Genomic DNA, 13600 nt, shown 5'->3' with positions numbered 1-13600 from the left:
GACATACATAAAAACAACGGCTTGACCCGCGTCGCACGAGATAGAGCGGTTCTGCGTTTTCCGTGAAACGATGGACCGTTTTAGGATCCATCGTCCGTTTGATCATGAGCTTCTCTGAAACCGGGCCCCCTTTTTAGGGACCATGTTCGATACCGGTCGCGCAGGATCTGCGCCGAGTGGCGGGCGCCTTCCAGATCGAGACGATGCGCGGATGGTCTCGGTGCCACAAGCACCTCTTCGATCGCTTGCGCCAAACCTTCAGGCGTTAGGTCCTTTTCCATCAGCACCGTTGCAAGACCGAGTTCTTCGAGCATCAGGGCGCGAACCGTCTGTTCGCTTTCCCCGCCGGCTGCAAATGGAACGAGCAGGGAGCGACAACCCGCGCGCAGGACATCGCAGACCGTGTTGTAACCTGCCTGCGAGACTGACAGGCGGGCGCCGGTCAGCAGGCTGGCGAAATCCTCTCGGAACCGGAAGATGGACAGGCCCGGCGTGACGTCGTGTGCGATCGCGTCAAACTGGTCTTTGGGCAGGTTTGGGCCGGTGATCAAACACCATTTCCAACCGTTGTTGGCATTCCGCGCCGCTGCGATGGTGGAGCTTACAAGGCTGTTTCCGGCAGCTCCGCCGCCAACTGACACCAGAACGTCGAAGCGCTCGGAGGCCGCGGGCGATGACGGCGCGGCAACGAGCCCCGTGTAGGTGACCTCGGCCTTGATCGCCCCAGCCAGCGGAAATGTCTTGTCGACGGTTGCAAAAGCCGGGTCGCCGTGGACCATTACAAGGTCGAAATGCGTATTGACGAGATCAACCGTTTCCTCGTTTCGGCCCGGCTTGACGCGCTCCTGAAGGATGTCACGGACAGACGTCACCAGTAGCGGTCTGGGCGACGTCGCGTCGATGGCCTCGATCAGCGGCAAGAGTTCGAAACGCATCTGCCGACGTCCAAATGGAAACGCCTCGACAATCACGATATCAGGCCTGCAATCCTGGAATGCCTGCAGCAGCATCTCTGAACGGCGTTTCTTGAAATCATCGTCGATGGGTTTGCCCTGCAGGTCGACAAGTCCGGAAAATCCTTCATCGCCGGAGGTGACAGGTGGCAGGGTGACAGATTTTACCCCCAGTCCCGGAAACCCCGCGACCGGCGCTCCGCCGGTCACGATCGTTACGTCAAACCCGTCATCGACCAGAGCCGCCGCGACGCGGCTGGTGCGTGCGAGATGCCCGATACCGAGCAGGTGCTGGACATAGAGGAAGGCACGCAGTTGCTTCAATTGACGGCCCGCCACTCGCGCTCGAACAATTCCTTGAGCTGTCCAATGCTCGCCATATGATCGAAATTGCCGCGCACGTGCCGCTCTGCGGCGTCGCCTAGGCGGGCGCGCAGGACGGGATCCCGGATCAGGCGCTCCAGCGCCTGTGCCAGGGCGATTGGGCTGTTTGTCGGTACCAGCAGCCCGGTTTCATCGGGCGATATAAGCTCCGGCACACCAGAAACATCGGTGGACACGCATGCAAGCCGCTGGCTAGCTGCCTCCACAAGAACATTTGGCAAGCCGTCCCGGTCGCCATTCGCCGTGATCCTGCAGGCCAGGGCGAAGATGTCGGCGCAGCGGTAGTGCTCAAGCACCTGCTCCTGCGCAAGCGCGCCTTTCCAGGAGACGCGATCATCGAGTCCGAGCTTCTTCGCCAGCGCCTTGAGCCGTTCCAGTTCCTCGCCGTCGCCGATATGCTCGAAACGCCAGGCCAAATCGCCAGGCAAGAGGGCAAGGGCCTCCAGCAAGGTATCGTAACCTTTCTTTTCGACGGCCCGTCCGACACTCAGAACGACAACCGCTCCGCCGCGCTCCGAGCCGTCATACTGTTGTCGCGCGTCGCCAAAACTTCCGAAGCGATCAAGGTCGAGCCCATGATAGCTCAGATGCACAGACGAGTTGCCTTTGGCGAGTTTTTTCAGACGATCGAAGCCGGTTTTCGTGCAGGTGACTGTCCAGCGGGCCGAGGAAAGTTTGCCAGCCAAATCCCAGTCCGCCGAAGTCCAGATGTCCTTGGCATGGGCTGAGCAGCTCCAGGGCAGGCTACGAAGCTGGCTGGCGTAGCGCGTCACCGATGCCGGCGTGTGCACGAAATGCGCATGCAACCATCCCGCTTCTTCCGGCCATTCGGCCGCCAGCACGAGCGCTTGCCCGAAGCGGCGTGCGCGATTGCGCGTAAAGTCGCGGGAGATATCGGCTACCAGCGATCCGAGCGCGCGCCAGAAGCTCGGCCGAGGCAAATAGGCACAAAGCGAGCGAAGCACGCGTAGCGGCTCGTCATGCAGATATTCCGGCAGGTAGTGGACCGGCGCTTTGATCTCGTCATGTACGGGGTGCCGTTTTGCGTCGGTGGGCCGCCTGAGTGCGACGAGTATCAAATCGAACCCCGCGCGTTCCAGACCGAGCAGTTCCTGTGCGATAAAAGTTTCCGACAGCCGCGGATAGCCCTTCAGGACCACGACGATCTTGCGACGTTGCAAGTCAGTTCGTTCCTTCAACGACAGAAAGGTGATGGCCGGCCCGCCGGTCGAGCAATTCCGCGACAATCTCGGAAATGTGAGGCAGCCCTTCCAGCGTCAGATGCGGGTTACTCTGTGAGGGGCGGGACCGCTCCGGCAGCGCCACTAGTGCATCGGCGAATCGCTGGGAGTCCTTGGCTTCGTGCGGCAAAAGCAGCTCGATGAGGCCGAGTTCGGCTGCGCGCCGAGCGCGAATCAGTTGTTCCTGGCGTGGCTCGATGCGCGGCACGATCAGCGCCGGCTTGTCGAAAGACAATATCTCGCAATAGGTGTTGTAACCACCCATGGCCACCACCGCCTTGGCGCCGGCAATCAGGTCTTCCATGCGGTTGTCGAACTCGATCATCTTGATGTAGGGGATCTTGGCCCCCTTTTTGAGCAGCTTGTTGCGCTTGCGGGCCGGCATGTAAGGCCCAAGCACGATCAGCGCCCTGTGCTGCAGTTGCGGATCCTGCTGATAGACATCGATGACGTCGTGAATCAATTCGGCACCGTCGCCGCCGCCACCGGTGGTGACCAGGATATAATCGCCCTCGGGCCGGTGGCCTGGCAACTCGTTGCGCTGCAAGCTTCGTTGCAGGAAACCGACGAAACTCATCTTTGCCCTGACGGCCGGAGGCACATCCAGGCCGGTCAGCGGATCGTAGAAATCCGGCGGCCCGTAGACCCAGACCTTGTCGTAGAACAGGCCAATCTTGCGCATCACATCCCTGCGCGCCCACTCTGCCTCGAGCAGGTGCGGCGCATCCATCACCTCGCGCAGGCCAAGCACCAGCGTGGTGCCACGCGTCTTGAGGTAGGACAGAGTATCCTCAATCTCACCGCGCAGGCCGAGCGGTTCCTTGTCGACGATGAAGATATCCGGCCGGAAGGTCTCGGCTGTGTGGCGGATGATCGACTGGCGCATTCTCAGCGTCTCATGCAGATCGATATCCTTTTCCAGCGAGGTGTATTCGCCGTTGCGCAACTTGATGACGCTGGGGATCTTCACGAAGTCGACACGGGCTCGGTAGTCGAACGCGCCAGCGATAGTCGCACCCGAAATGATAAGCACCTGAAGTCCGCGGAAGTCCTCGACCAGCGAATGCGCGATTGTTCGGCAGCGCTGCAAATGGCCAAGCCCGAACGTGTCGTGGCTGTACATGAGAATTCGAGCGTTTTCTGCGTGCTGGGTCATTGTTGAACGTCTCTTAGAATTCTCGCCTTGAGGGACCGTGAGCGACGCGCCGGCTTCGAAACCATCTTGGCTTTGAAATATGAGGTCGCCATTTCAATAGTGTACTGCTTCTGTGGAATGCCTGTCAGACAGGCCTTCCGATTGTCTAACTCCGAAACTTGACGGGTAGCGAATATAGCCTTGCGGGAGCGGGCCGAGACTCCCTGTTGTCGTTTTGGGAGGGATCGAAGGGGAATGTGGTATCCAAAAGATCGGCAGAAATCATCCCTCTTGCTTTCAAAAAGTTCCGGTGTCTCCGAACTCCATCGGTTGGAAGCGGTCAAGGCGAATTCCGCTATTCTGCCCATATAGCCAATTGGTTGGTCGCCAGGCGTCGCTCGGCCCATATCTGTTGTGGGACGCACTTCGTGCGCCATTGCCCTCGGTCTTGGGGGACCAAAGGTGCTGCCCATCAATCTCTTGACGGGCGGTCTGATTGTGATTCTCCGACCAGAACTGAGTCATCTGTCGCCAAGCTAGCCGGAATTTCAGCAAGAATCGAGTGGATGCCAGCGCTGACAAAGCACCGCCCGCAGATGGGCGTGTGCAAGACCAGTTGCTTGTCGGTTGCGATGGGCCTCGAATCCAAACGGCGGTGATTTTCCCAATCACCGCCGTTGATGCACCCAAGCCACAGGGAAGGACGGGCTTAGGCACATGAGAACGATCACCAAATTAGACCTAGCGGCGAGTCCGTCAAGTCGTCCTGCGGCCTTTCACAGGAAAATACCCGATGGCCGGGACATCCAAGGGTCAATTGTCACGAACCGGTAACGACGCCCCACACCGCCGCATTCAAGGCTTGGGCGGGAAGGGGCACGTCTCTATTGGTGGGGAGCGGAGGTAATTGCTGCCTCCTTGGGAGGCGCGAGCAAGCATGAAGGACCTCGCACCTGCGAGACTTGCCTTGCCCTTTCGAATCTAGCTGTGAGCCTTCAGGAGGGTGCCCATTCGGCCCCGACTTTCCCGCCCGATCTCGCGCACGGCGGAGGATCTCGATCGGATTCGAGCGCTCATCACGCGCTGTGATTCCGATATTCTAAACCCCGACCAGCGCGCCTTCCTTCGCCTTAACATGGATTTCCTCTACGAACTTACCGCGATGACTGGCAATCAGCCACTGCGCGAGATCAGCGAGCGCCTGTATTTTCAGGTGGCGCGGGTCGTTCTGAAGATGATGCCGCAATTGGGTCTTGTCGAAGAATTCACTGCCTTCCGCCGGGAGATGGAGGAAGTCCTTGCCGCGGCGGAAATCGGAGATTGGGAATCGATCGGCCACATAAGGCGCGCTCATATCTCGATGAGCTTTCGTCGCATGATGCGCCATGTCGGTGAGGCCACCGGTTTAGACAGCGCCAAGTGATCCGCTCATTGGTCAGCGATCGATCTCGCCGAACACGATGTCGAGGGATCCGATGATTGCGGCGACATCGGCGATCATGTGACCCCTGGATAGGACAGCTGCGGAACCAGCATTGCTGCGCGGGATGCGATTATCTACTGAACAGGACTTGCCTCGAAACGCGATGCATCACGCCCTCTCGTAGGTGCCGACAAGTTCGGCCTGTGCGATCACATGTGGCTTTGCCCGATCCAATATGTCGGCGACCTTGGCCTTCTCGCCACAATGCAGCGTTTCGACATCGAGGGCCGCGAGGCGAAAATGATAGTGATGGACACCGTGGCCCTTGGGTGGCTGCGGTCCATCGTAGCGCGGGTTGCCAAAATCATTGACGCCATAGCCAAGGCTTTCGGTCTTGGCGCCGGCCGTCGTACCCTCCGGCAAGCGGTCGCGTTCCGCAGGGATGTCGTAGATGCCCCAATGGCGGAAGATCCCGGAGGGAGCGTCGGGGTCCTCCACGATCAAGACGAAGCTTCGAGTGCCCTGAGGCGCTTCCTTCCAGGTCAGCGGGGGCGACAGGTTCTCCCCGTCACGCACATATTCATCCGGAATCCTGTCGCCGTCCCGGAAGGCCGGACTTTCAATCGAAAATGCCATGACGTTCACCTCAGTCGTGGTGATTTTTGAGCGTTCGCGTCGTCCTTGGATCGACTCGGAACGTATGGGCCTGGAGCGAGTTCCAGTAGGATCGACAAAAGCTCCAGGCGGGGCCTCTCGCGGCCAGCTTGGGATTGCCTCGAAATCGGTCGAGGCGGAAACCGCGCATTTTGGACTGAAGCTCATGACCGTTCGTCGAATTCACGAACATGATTGATCCTCCTGGTCAGAACCGCACATCCGCGTGGGAAGCTCCGCCAGTGCTCCCGCTGCCGACCCATCGTCATTGCTGGACATAAGAACTACGGCTCAGGTCAATTGTTTCATTGCTCCAGAAAATAGCGCGCCTGGAGACGAGGTTTTGATGTTCCGCATACCGCTTCTGCCGATCCGCGAGCATCTGGCCGCCGGCAAGACAGGCGCGCTCAGCGCCGGAACAATCTGGATTCTGCGGTGTTCGGTTCGGAAAAGCCGGAAGTGGGTGCACCGAATTGGGTGAACGATACAAATGGACTGGACCGATGAGGGTTGCCCAAGTCGCACCCTTAACAGAAAGTGTTCCCCCAAAACTCTATGGTGGTACCGAGCGGATCGTGTCGTATCTTGCCGAGGAGCTTGTCCGTCGCGGTCATGAGGTCACGCTTTTCGCAAGTGGGGATTCGCACAGCTCGGCGCGGCTGGTAAAATGCTGCGACCGGGCCTTGAGGCTTGATCCGACCGTTCTGGATCCCATTCCTCATCACATTGTAATGCTCGATCGCGTTCGGCGGGTTGCCGACGAGTTTGATGTTATTCATTTTCACACTGATCTGTTGCAGTTCCCTCTGCTCAATACCCTCCAAACTCCTGCGCTCACGACCCTGCATGGACGTCTTGATCTTCCTGACCTGTATCCGTTCTATCAAAGCTTTCCCGACGTGCCGCTGGTATCGATATCGCAAGAACAACGTCGCCCGATGCCGCCCGTCAACTGGGCCGGAACAGTCTATAATGGACTACCGCGCGATCTACTGCCGATGACGATGCATCCCTCGGGCGATTATTTGGCGTTTCTCGGCCGTATTTCTCCGGAAAAAGGTCCAGAGACAGCGATCGAGATCGCCAGGCGTGCTGGCATGACATTGAAGATCGCGGCCAAAATCGACAAGCAGGACAGGTTATTTTGGGAGAACGTAATCTCGCCCATGATCGCCACACATCCCAATGTGGAATTCCTCGGCGAAATAGATGAACACCACAAGGCTGATTTCCTTGGCAACGCCCGGGCACTGCTTTTTCCTATAAACTGGCCCGAGCCCTTTGGGTTGGTGATGATCGAAGCCATGGCGTGCGGAACCCCCGTAATCGCGTTCGATCGAGGCGCGGTATCCGAGGTGATTGACCATGGGGTGTCGGGGTTTGTCGTAAGAACTGTCGACGAGGGAATTGAGGCGATAAGATCGGCCGGCAATTTGGATCGGCGACGGATCCGGGCTGTTTTCGAAGAACGGTTCTCGGCCGAGCGTATGGCATTCGACTACGTGTCGATTTATGATCGCCTTGTCGCGCTATCATCAGGCGCTGCGATGGCTCGCGCCAGGGGCGCTCAAGTGTCAGCTGAAGTTAGAGGTCTCAGCGATGCAATCCGTGAGTGCTGAAGCGATCTCCCATGCACCTTTTCCCGGGGGATCTGGCGTCACGCATCTTGCCCAGCTTTTCGTCCCCTCACTGCAGGAGCGCCGGCCCCGAACACTCAAGCATGACGACATTTTCGGCGTCTTCGACCGTAACGGCGACGTCCTCTCGGGACCTGGTAGCCCGGATGGGATTTATTATCGCGACACACGCTATCTCTCGCATCTTGGTCTGACAATCAATGGCGCCAGGCCTATGCTGCTCAGTTCGACATTGCGCGACGACAATGCGACCTTGACTTGCGATCTAACCAATCCAGACATTTTCGATGCTGAAGGCGTTCGCGTGCTGAAGCACGACTTAATTCATCTCCGCCGGTCACGATTATTGTGGGGCGCCCGATGCTTCGAGCGGCTGGCTGTGCGCAATTTCGATGAAGTTCGGCATCGTCTCCAGCTTGAGCTGGTTTTCGCATCCGATTTCGCGGACCTGTTCGAAGTCCGGGGCACGCCGCGGCCCCAGCGCGGAGAGGATTGTCAACCGGACGTGGCCGGTAACCGGGTCGCGCTTGCTTACGTGGGCTTGGATGGCGTGCGGCGCGCTACCATTTTGTCCTTCGATCCCGTGCCGGCGACGCTCACCGGTGAACAGGCCACGTTTGTGATAGAACTCGCACCTCACGAGACACGTTCGCTTTTCCTGGATGTCGGCTGTGACAAGAAGGAAATTGGCGACGAGTCGCCTCGCCGCACCTTTTTTATTGCGCTTCGCGATGCGCGGCGGGCACTGCGTCATTCCACATCGAAGGCCGCCGTCATAACGACCTCCAACGAAATCTTTGATGAGGCGGTGCACCGAAGTGTGTCGGACCTCTACATGCTGATCACACAAACACCTGAGGGACCCTATCCCTATGCTGGCATTCCATGGTTCAGCACCGTGTTCGGGCGTGACGCTCTCATCACTGCCATGGAGATGCTTTGGCTGGACCCCTCGATAGCACGCGGCGTGCTCCTCTATCTCGCAGCCAATCAGGCAACCGAGGTAGATCATGTGTCGGATGCGGAACCTGGCAAAATCCTTCACGAGTTGCGGCATGGCGAAATGGCGGTGCTTCGGGAGGTGCCGTTTCGTCGATACTATGGCAGCGTCGACTCGACGCCCCTCTTCATCATGTTGGCAGGTGCCTATTTGGAGAGGACAAGCGATCTCGACACATTGCAGCGTCTGATGCCCAATATCGAAGCTGCTCTCGCTTGGATCGACGATTACGGTGACCGCGACAAAGACGGCTTCGTTGAGTACCAGCGGTTGACGCCCGATGGTTTGGCAAACCAGGGTTGGAAGGACAGCAGCGATTCTGTTTTTCACGCGGACGGAACACTTGCGAAGGGATCGATCGCACTCGCCGAGGTGCAGGCATACGTCTACGGAGCATGGTGCGCGGCGGCCGCGATCTCTCGTCGGCTCGGCAATTCGGCGCGAGCCAACAAGCTCGAAGCCAAGGCATCGGACCTGCGCGATCGCTTCGACGTCTGCTTTTTCGACGAGCAACTCGGCACATATGTGCTTGCGCTCGACGGGGACAAGCGCCCCTGCAGGGTACGTTCGTCAAATGCCGGCCATACACTTTTCACCGGTCTCGCACGTGCCGAGCGAGCAAAGTCTGTGGTGCAGAGTCTCACGGAGCGCGCCTTTTTTACAGGCTGGGGTATCAGAACCATCGCTGCGACAGAGGCCCGCTACAATCCAATGAGCTATCATAATGGCTCTGTCTGGCCGCATGACAACGCGCTGATTGCCGCCGGCTTCGCTCGCTATGGCTTCCGACATGAAGCCGCAAAGATATTCGAAGGTCTGTTCGCCGCCTCGACATATCTCGATCTGCGCCGCTTGCCAGAACTATTCTGCGGCTTCCCTCGCCAAAGTGCCCAAGCACCGACCTTCTATCCGGTCGCTTGCAATCCCCAGGCATGGGCGGCCGCTGCGCCCTTGCTTTTCGTGCAAGCTTGCCTCGGCCTCGAATTCGATCCGAAATCGCAGTTTGTCGTTTTTGACGCTCCTGTCTTGCCGAGATTCCTGGATCAAATCGTCCTGAGGCGGCTTTCGCTGGGTGCCGGATCGGTGGACGTGGCGCTCCGTCGTACCGGCTCTCAGGTGGTCGTTGACGTTCTTGGCCGCACTGGATCAATCAGAGTCGTGGCGAAGAGCTGATCAACGGCGTCTCATCAGGCCCCTAACCCTCTCAGCGGTCTTGTTCACTTCACAAGCGGCGGGCCCGGCAAGAATCCCGGACCCTCGCCACCTCAGGCGGTCGACAGTGGATGATTACTGGCGAACCAGAGACTTGCAGCGGCCAGAAGCGCGACTACGATACCGGCGATGATATGTGCCCACATCACAGCCGCTACTGTTGAGAAGCCCAGGACCCACGGCGCGATTATGGCCCAAACGCCGAGGACCAGGTTGATCCATTCTTCCGCTCGTAGAAGGCAAACAGTGCGGCCCCGGCGACGACAACTACGGCGACGCCCACGATCCAAGCATTCCATGTGGCATGGGAGGTTCCCGTGAAGCCAAGAAACCAGGGTGACAGCAGGAGACAAGACCGGCCACGATATTGGCGATGTCGAAAGCCATCCGGTTATCGGAAAACTGATGTTTCGGCATGGTCACCCCCCTTTGCTTGGTTCATTGTCGATGTGCGGTCTCCGTGGGGGAGGCGGCGCGCCGCTGAAGCTCCTCGCCGCAAAAGATGCTGCCGGCGATCGTAAGGATGGCCGGCGGTCCGGCCCGGCGAGTTCAACCAGCGCGCCATTCGAGTTCGACCTGAACCAGCTTGTCAGCTCCTTTGTCCAATCAGCTCTTGATTTCGATGCGCTTGACCTGCGATTGCGCCTTCTCCGTCTTGGGCAAGGCCACGGTCAGCACGCCGTTCTTGAAGCGGGCTTCGACCTGGTCTCCGCGGATTTCATAGCCGAGCGGGATGCGGCGCTCGAAGCGGCCGTAGTAGCGTTCCGAGAACTGCCTGTCCTTGTCCTCGGTTTCGGATTGCTTCTCGCCCTTGAGCGTCAGCACACCATCTTCGAGCAGTACCTCGATATCCTTCTCCTCCAGCCCGGGCACCTCGGCGGTGACCTTTATCTGTTTCTCACTGTCGGAGATCTCGACGCTCGGCCAATTTCGGCCAAACACGGTCCTGCCAACAGACGGCAGGCCTGTGCCGAAGCCGCGGAAAACATCGTCGAACAGCCTGTTCACTTCCCGATGCAGCGACAGGAACGGATCGCGCTCACCGTCGCGCAAAAGGCTGGGGGCCTGGTCGCCATTGCCGCGGCCCCAAGGAATCAGATCACGGACACTCATGATTTTCTCCTTTCGGTCGTTCGGTGACAAAATCATCTCGGCGGTGCCGGGCGATGCCCGGCACCGTGCGGAGATCTCAGGCGGCCTTCTTCTCGGCCTCGATCTGCTTCGTCGCGCCCTTGGGCAGCGTCGTGTCGGCTGCGATCTCGATTCTGCGCGGCTTCATCTCTTCAGGAATCTCGCGCTTGAGATCGATCGTCAGCAGACCATTGACCAGGGCAGCGCCGACGACCTTGACGTGGTCGGCCAGTTCGAAGCGACGCTGGAACGCACGCCCGGCGATGCCGCGATGCAGGTACTGGCTGTTGTCGTCGCCTTTATCGTCGCCAGTCTTCTGACCAGACACCACGAGCATGTTCTGCTCCTGGGTGAGGGTCAGTTCTTCCTGCGAGAAGCCAGCCACCGCCATCGTAATGCGGTAGTCGTCCTCGCCGTTCTTGGCGATGTCATAGGGAGGCCAGTTGTCGATCGTTTCGATGCGGCTGGCGGCATCCAGAGCGTTCAACATCCGGTCGAAGCCGATGCTCGATCGGAACAGGGGAGAAAAGTCGAAAGCGGTTCTCATAGCTATATCCTCCATTGAGCAACATAGGAGGAGCGCCAAGGAAGCGGCGCCCCTTGACTTGCCGACCCGTTGGGCGTCGGCGAAATCGATTTGGTAATTCGCCTTTTTTCCGTCAAGAGCTGTTCGTTAAAATTTGTTCCCTCGGAACGGCAGATGGTTCGCGGGCGTTGATCCCTGGATCACCCCGGAGGGAATCATACATGCGCACGGCTTTGACAAAGGACGACGTGACTTCAGTGCTCGGACCAATCGAGGAGGCTACCGTCGCGGAAATCATTGCAACCGGCGCCTCCGCCGAGGAGCTTCGCGAAGCCTGGGCTTGGCTCAATGAAGACGAGGCGTTGATGAGCGAAGGACGGCCGCTGCCCGGGACCCGCGTGGCCGCCTTGATCGGCCTGCTGGAGCCGGATGACGAGGAATAAGGGATCCGAAGCGTGCGATGAAGCCATCGATGGCAGGGTCGGGAGCGCCGGTACAAAGTTGTAGCGGGAGGAAATGCGGGAGCATTCACGTTTTCGGCCTACGAAAAAATTCCGCCGGCCGAAATCGGAGATTGGCAATCGATCGGATCCGCGCATTGGTCAGCGATCAATTTCGCCGAAGACGATGTCAAGGGATCCGATGATTGCGGCGACATCGGCGATCATGTGACCCCTGGATAGGAAATCCATCGCCTGCAGGTGGGCAAAGGACGGCGCACGTATCTTGCATCGGTAGGGAACATTGCTTCCGTTCGAAACCAGATAGACGCCAAATTCCCCTTTCGGCGCTTCGACGGCGGCGTAGACTTCTCCGGCCGGCACGCGATGGCCTTCGGTATAAAGTTTGAAATGGTGGATGGTCGCTTCCATCGATCGTTTCATCTTGGCGCGCGGTGGCGGTGTGATCTTCTGGTTCGGAATCGCCACAGGCCCTTGGCCTTCAGGTGCGCGCAGCTTTTCCAGGCATTGCTTCATGATCCGGACCGACTGGCGCATTTCCTCCATGCGAACCAGGTAACGATCATAACAGTCTCCGTTCTTGCCGACGGGAATATCGAAATCCATCTCGGGATAGCATTCGTATGGCTGTGCCTTGCGCAGGTCCCATGGCGCCCCGGATCCGCGTACCATTACGCCGGAGAAGCCCCAGGCCCAGGCGTCATCGAGGCCAATCGCGCCAACATCGACATTGCGTTGCTTGAAAATACGACTGTTGGTGAGCAGGCCGTCAAGATTGTCGCAGACCTTGAGGAACGGGTCGCAAAAATCCCGGATGTCGTCAAGAAGCGCGGCAGGCAGGTCCTGGTGCACGCCTCCAATCCTGAAATAATTCGCATGCATACGGGCGCCGGAGGCGCGCTCGTAGAAGACCATCAACTTCTCACGCTCCGCGAAACCCCAGAGCGGCGGCGTCAGGGCGCCTATGTCCATGGCCTGGGTCGTGACGTTGAGGAGATGCGACAGAAGCCGGCCGATTTCGCAAAACAGAACGCGGATAAGTTGCCCACGCCTTGGCACCGATATTTGGAGCAATTTCTCGGCGGCGAGGCAGAAGGCATGCTCCTGATTCATCGGCGCGACGTAATCCAACCGGTCGAAATAAGGCAGGGCCTGCAGATAGTTCTTGTACTCTATGAGCTTTTCAGTGCCGCGATGGAGCAGGCCGATATGTGGATCGGCACGGTCGACGATCTCGCCATCCAGTTCCAGCACCAACCGCAGAACCCCGTGAGCCGACGGATGCTGCGGTCCGAAATTGATGGTGAAGTTGCGAACAGCGGCTTCGGCCATGGCGGCTCTCGGCGATATCTGCGTTTCATTGCTTCACGGCGCGACCGCATCGTTCCGGGTGCCGATCAAGTTGTGGTCTGGATGATCAGGGTCAGCGTGCCATCGCCATCGATGTTGGCGGCCACGACCTGTGAAGAGTTGAGCCCGTTCGCCCTCAGCGCCGTTGTTGCCTGGGGCGATGCATCGATGGAGTTCTGCAGCCGCAGCAGATCTCCCGCACTGGTCTGGGTGATCACCGCTTCCGCCTGCGCTTTGATTTCCGCAGGCAGATCCTCGACGGCGACAACGGCAATATTAGTGAAATTCTGGCCAGCAGCCCCTTGCCCGGGCTGCGGTATCTGGTCCGGCTGGGGCTCCAAGGGTGTCATCTGAGGAACAGGCGTTATCCGGGGAACCTGCGGGCTGATGGCTTGCCCGTAGAGGGACTGCGTGAGGGCCGCTCCGGAAAGCGCGGCAACTATCATCAACATCCGCATCGTCGTTCCCTGGATTAGTTCGAAACGTCAAAGAC

The 13600-nt window shown here is 58.9% G+C and carries 13 protein-coding genes and 2 pseudogenes; 5 read left to right on the top strand and 10 right to left on the bottom strand.

Annotated features, from left to right (window positions below):
- Window positions 1-80: 80 nt before the first annotated feature.
- From FJ960_RS24870 to FJ960_RS24860, 3 genes are read right to left on the bottom strand one after another with little or no spacing between them, the layout of a single operon-like run.
- Window positions 81-1277 carry a glycosyltransferase family protein gene (locus tag FJ960_RS24870; RefSeq protein ID WP_140717515.1) on the bottom strand — a complete coding sequence of 399 codons (1197 nt, stop codon included), beginning with the start codon at window positions 1275-1277 and terminating at the stop codon, window positions 81-83.
- Entirely contained in the window at window positions 1274-2518 is a 1245-nt protein-coding gene (locus tag FJ960_RS24865; protein WP_140717513.1) for a glycosyltransferase family 4 protein, read from the bottom strand. Before FJ960_RS24865 ends, FJ960_RS24870 begins: the two co-directional genes overlap by 4 nt.
- Window position 2519: 1 nt before the next feature.
- A complete protein-coding gene (locus FJ960_RS24860) occupies window positions 2520-3734 on the bottom strand; it encodes a glycosyltransferase family protein (protein WP_140717511.1) in 1215 nt (404 codons plus the stop codon).
- Between the two features lie 982 nt (window positions 3735-4716).
- On the opposite strand from FJ960_RS24860, the gene FJ960_RS24855 reads away from it, so the two are divergent.
- The gene (locus FJ960_RS24855) at window positions 4717-5136 is read left to right on the top strand and encodes an FCD domain-containing protein (RefSeq protein WP_246672941.1); all 420 of its coding nucleotides are present in this window, start codon (window positions 4717-4719) and stop codon (window positions 5134-5136) included.
- Window positions 5137-5148: 12 nt separating this feature from the next.
- Here FJ960_RS24855 and FJ960_RS30210 read toward each other — a convergent pair.
- Window positions 5149-5265 (bottom strand): annotated as a pseudogene (locus tag FJ960_RS30210) (hypothetical protein); the annotation flags it as partial.
- A gap of 39 nt (window positions 5266-5304) precedes the next feature.
- Complete coding sequence (locus tag FJ960_RS24845) at window positions 5305-5772, bottom strand: YbhB/YbcL family Raf kinase inhibitor-like protein (protein ID WP_140509392.1); 468 nt, start codon at window positions 5770-5772, stop codon at window positions 5305-5307.
- Here FJ960_RS24845 and FJ960_RS24840 point away from each other — a divergent pair.
- The 3 genes from FJ960_RS24840 (at window position 5771) to FJ960_RS24830 (ending at window position 9600) form a co-directional block, all read left to right on the top strand.
- Window positions 5771-5989: a hypothetical protein gene (locus FJ960_RS24840; RefSeq protein ID WP_140717509.1), complete on the top strand. Its 219-nt coding sequence runs from the start codon at window positions 5771-5773 to the stop codon at window positions 5987-5989. The two genes, FJ960_RS24845 and FJ960_RS24840, sit on opposite strands and share 2 nt — an antisense overlap.
- Window positions 5990-6293: 304 nt before the next feature.
- On the top strand, window positions 6294-7409 hold the full coding sequence (locus FJ960_RS24835; RefSeq protein ID WP_140717507.1) for a glycosyltransferase family 4 protein: 1116 nt from the start codon (window positions 6294-6296) through the stop codon (window positions 7407-7409).
- Window positions 7390-9600 (top strand): amylo-alpha-1,6-glucosidase, encoded by a 2211-nt coding sequence (locus FJ960_RS24830; RefSeq protein WP_140717505.1) that lies wholly within the window; start codon window positions 7390-7392, stop codon window positions 9598-9600. Before FJ960_RS24835 ends, FJ960_RS24830 begins: the two co-directional genes overlap by 20 nt.
- Before the next feature lie 92 nt (window positions 9601-9692).
- Here FJ960_RS24830 and FJ960_RS24825 read toward each other — a convergent pair.
- From FJ960_RS24825 to FJ960_RS24815, 3 genes and pseudogenes are all read right to left on the bottom strand, one after another.
- A pseudogene (locus FJ960_RS24825) lies at window positions 9693-10056 on the bottom strand (SPW repeat protein).
- Between the two features lie 189 nt (window positions 10057-10245).
- The gene (locus tag FJ960_RS24820; protein ID WP_140509331.1) at window positions 10246-10752 is read right to left on the bottom strand and encodes an Hsp20/alpha crystallin family protein; all 507 of its coding nucleotides are present in this window, start codon (window positions 10750-10752) and stop codon (window positions 10246-10248) included.
- A gap of 76 nt (window positions 10753-10828) precedes the next feature.
- Window positions 10829-11317 (bottom strand): Hsp20 family protein, encoded by a 489-nt coding sequence (locus tag FJ960_RS24815; protein ID WP_140509329.1) that lies wholly within the window; start codon window positions 11315-11317, stop codon window positions 10829-10831.
- A 200-nt stretch (window positions 11318-11517) separates the two neighbouring features.
- Here FJ960_RS24815 and FJ960_RS24810 point away from each other — a divergent pair, with 200 nt between their 5' ends.
- Window positions 11518-11739, top strand: a complete 222-nt coding sequence (locus tag FJ960_RS24810) for a hypothetical protein (protein WP_027145652.1) — start codon at window positions 11518-11520, stop codon at window positions 11737-11739.
- A gap of 159 nt (window positions 11740-11898) precedes the next feature.
- On the opposite strand, the gene FJ960_RS24805 is transcribed toward FJ960_RS24810, so the two are convergent.
- The gene (locus FJ960_RS24805; protein WP_140509328.1) at window positions 11899-13089 is read right to left on the bottom strand and encodes an NADH-quinone oxidoreductase subunit D; all 1191 of its coding nucleotides are present in this window, start codon (window positions 13087-13089) and stop codon (window positions 11899-11901) included.
- 65 nt (window positions 13090-13154) lie between these two features.
- Window positions 13155-13565, bottom strand: coding sequence for a hypothetical protein (locus FJ960_RS24800; protein ID WP_140717503.1), 411 nt, complete (start codon window positions 13563-13565; stop codon window positions 13155-13157).
- Window positions 13566-13600: the final 35 nt, after the last annotated feature.

It is taken from the genome of Mesorhizobium sp. B2-3-11 (genome assembly GCF_006442215.1).
GTDB classification, from domain to species: domain Bacteria; phylum Pseudomonadota; class Alphaproteobacteria; order Rhizobiales; family Rhizobiaceae; genus Mesorhizobium; species Mesorhizobium salmacidum.
This window is presented reverse-complemented; position numbering and strand designations above follow the sequence as displayed.

Excerpts from the sequence above, each read along its gene's own strand:
- FJ960_RS24800 (WP_140717503.1), bottom strand. The coding sequence starts at position 13,565 with ATGCGGATGTTGATGATAGTTGCCGCGCTTTCCGGAGCGGCCCTCACG.
- FJ960_RS24835 (WP_140717507.1), top strand. The coding sequence starts at position 6,294 with ATGAGGGTTGCCCAAGTCGCACCCTTAACAGAAAGTGTTCCCCCAAAA.
- FJ960_RS24805 (WP_140509328.1), bottom strand. The coding sequence starts at position 13,089 with ATGGCCGAAGCCGCTGTTCGCAACTTCACCATCAATTTCGGACCGCAG.
- FJ960_RS24820 (WP_140509331.1), bottom strand. The coding sequence starts at position 10,752 with ATGAGTGTCCGTGATCTGATTCCTTGGGGCCGCGGCAATGGCGACCAG.
- FJ960_RS24845 (WP_140509392.1), bottom strand. The coding sequence starts at position 5,772 with ATGGCATTTTCGATTGAAAGTCCGGCCTTCCGGGACGGCGACAGGATT.
- FJ960_RS24840 (WP_140717509.1), top strand. The coding sequence starts at position 5,771 with ATGACGTTCACCTCAGTCGTGGTGATTTTTGAGCGTTCGCGTCGTCCT.
- FJ960_RS24810 (WP_027145652.1), top strand. The coding sequence starts at position 11,518 with ATGCGCACGGCTTTGACAAAGGACGACGTGACTTCAGTGCTCGGACCA.
- FJ960_RS24815 (WP_140509329.1), bottom strand. The coding sequence starts at position 11,317 with ATGAGAACCGCTTTCGACTTTTCTCCCCTGTTCCGATCGAGCATCGGC.
- FJ960_RS24860 (WP_140717511.1), bottom strand. The coding sequence starts at position 3,734 with ATGACCCAGCACGCAGAAAACGCTCGAATTCTCATGTACAGCCACGAC.
- FJ960_RS24830 (WP_140717505.1), top strand. The coding sequence starts at position 7,390 with ATGCAATCCGTGAGTGCTGAAGCGATCTCCCATGCACCTTTTCCCGGG.